The sequence below is a fragment of the Desulforhopalus singaporensis genome (genome assembly GCF_900104445.1).
Taxonomy (GTDB): Bacteria; Desulfobacterota; Desulfobulbia; order Desulfobulbales; family Desulfocapsaceae; genus Desulforhopalus_A; species Desulforhopalus_A singaporensis.
In genome coordinates this window covers 1-2,065 of record NZ_FNJI01000103.1, presented here as the reverse complement: position 1 = coordinate 2,065, position 2,065 = coordinate 1, and the positions used below count along the sequence as shown (strand labels likewise).

The 2,065-nt window shown below is 57.5% G+C and carries 2 protein-coding genes; both read right to left on the bottom strand.

Annotated features, from left to right (window positions below):
• A partial coding sequence (locus BLQ17_RS21955) for a 3-hydroxyacyl-CoA dehydrogenase NAD-binding domain-containing protein (RefSeq protein ID WP_092226420.1) occupies positions 1 to 741 on the bottom strand: 741 nt, incomplete at its 3' end.
• Between the two features lie 9 nt (positions 742 to 750).
• On the bottom strand, positions 751 to 1,926 hold the full coding sequence (locus BLQ17_RS21950; RefSeq protein WP_092226418.1) for a thiolase family protein: 1,176 nt from the start codon (positions 1,924 to 1,926) through the stop codon (positions 751 to 753).
• Positions 1,927 to 2,065: the final 139 nt, after the last annotated feature.

Here is a 2,065-nt window from a genome sequence, read left to right as displayed (position 1 = left end):
GTAAAGCACTTCCATGATGGCCAGGCAGGTATCCAGGCCGATAAAATCGGCAAGGGTCAGCGGCCCCATGGGCTGATTGGTACCGAGCATCATCCCCTTGTCGATATCCTCGGCGCTGGCCACTCCCTCGAAAAGGGCGAACGCAGCTTCGTTGATCATCGGGATGAGAATGCGGTTGACGATAAATCCCGGATAATCGGACGACACTGCCTTTTCCTTGCCCAGCTTGGCGATCAGGGCGCAGGTGGCGTCAAAAGTTTCGTCACTGGTGGCCAGCCCGCGAATCACCTCGACAAGCTTCATTACCGGCACCGGATTCATGAAATGCATGCCGATCACCTTGTCGGGACGGCCGGTGACCGCGCCAATCCTGGTGATGGGTATGGAAGAGGTGTTTGAGGCGAGGATAGCGTCTTTTTTAACCACTTCGTCAAGCTGCCGGAAGATATCGAGCTTGAGCTTTTCTCTTTCAGTGACCGCCTCGATTGCAAGGTCGCAGTCGCCGAGGTCGGCCATGGCCGTAGTCGTAGAGATTCTGGCAAGAATAGCGGGGATATCCCCTTCGTCCAGTTTTCCTTTCTGCGCCTGGCGATCCAGATTTTTCGCAATTCCACCAACCGCGTTTTCCAGCTGGCTTTCAACAATATCAAACAGCACGACTTCAATCTCCCGGGCGGCGAGAACGTGTGCTATACCGCTTCCCATCTGCCCGGCACCCAGTACACCTGCTTTGGCTATCATCTCTTTCTCCTATACCCGTTCAAAAATTGCAGCAACCGATTCTCCGCCGCCGATACAAAGCGTCGCCAGCCCGTAGCGGCACCCGCGTCTTGTCATCTCGTTGATAAGCGTCGTGGTCACCCGGGCGCCACTTGCACCCAGGGGATGGCCGATGGCGACGGCACCGCCGTTGACATTGACCCTGTCAGGGCTGAGATCAAATTTTTTCATGGCAAAAATGGTTACCGCGGCAAAGGCTTCGTTGATCTCGTAGAGATCGATATCGGCCGCGGACAACTCCGCCCTGGCCAGGGCTTTTTCTATCGCCCCTACCGGAGCCAGGGTAAAATCGTCGGGGTGGGTGGAGTTGGAAGCATAGGCGACCAGACGGGCTTTTGGTTGCAAACCGTATTTTTCAAGGGCTTCCTTACTGGCGAGCAGGGTCATCGCCGCCCCGTCGTTGATGGTCGAGGCGTTTCCGGCGGTAACCGACCCGTCTTTTTTAAAAGCCGGCCGCAGGGTGACAAGCTTGTCAAAGTTAACCCGGCTCGGCTCCTCGTCTTCAGCCACAGTCACTTCCCCCTTGCGGGTCTTCTTGACCACCGGTACTATTTCCCCGGCAAAAACACCGTCCTTGACGGCAGCCTGGGCGCGCTTGTAGGAGCGGATGGCGAATTCATCCTGCTCTTCCCGGGTGACACCCTGGCTGTCCACGGTGTTGTCGGCCAGCAGTCCCATATGACTTTGGCTGTAGGGATCAAACAACCCGTCGTGGATCATCAGGTCGACGGTCTCGTTGTTGCCCATCCGGTGGCCGAATCTGGCCTGCTTGAGAAGGTAAGGCGCCTGGGACATGTTCTCCATTCCGCCGGCCAGCACGATCTCGGCATCACCAAGCATGATTGAGCCGGCACCCAGCATTATGGCCTTGAGGCCGCTGCCGCACACCTTGTTGACGCTCATCGCCGGGACGGTGTCGGGCAACCCGGCGTAGCGCACCACCTGCCTGGCCGGGGCCTGGCCGCAGCCGCCCGACAGGACGTGACCGACGATCACCTCGTCAATCGCCTCGGCCAGGAGACCGGTACGTTCGAGAATCCCCTTTATAACCGCAGCCGCAAGCCTGGTAGCTTCCACATCGGATAAAACCCCGCCAAACGAACCCAGGGGGGTCCGTAACGATTCAACAACATAGATCTCTTTCATTTTTTCCTCTTATAATTTCCCTGTCAAACCCGCTGACAGCACCCTTACATCATCGGTGGGCCCTGCCGGTTCTTACTGGTATCTCAGCACCGTCTTGACGTTGCCGACGAGATTGACCAGCCGCGGCCCGATATCTTCC

Excerpts from the sequence above, each read along its gene's own strand:
- BLQ17_RS21950 (WP_092226418.1), bottom strand. The coding sequence starts at position 1,926 with ATGAAAGAGATCTATGTTGTTGAATCGTTACGGACCCCCCTGGGTTCG.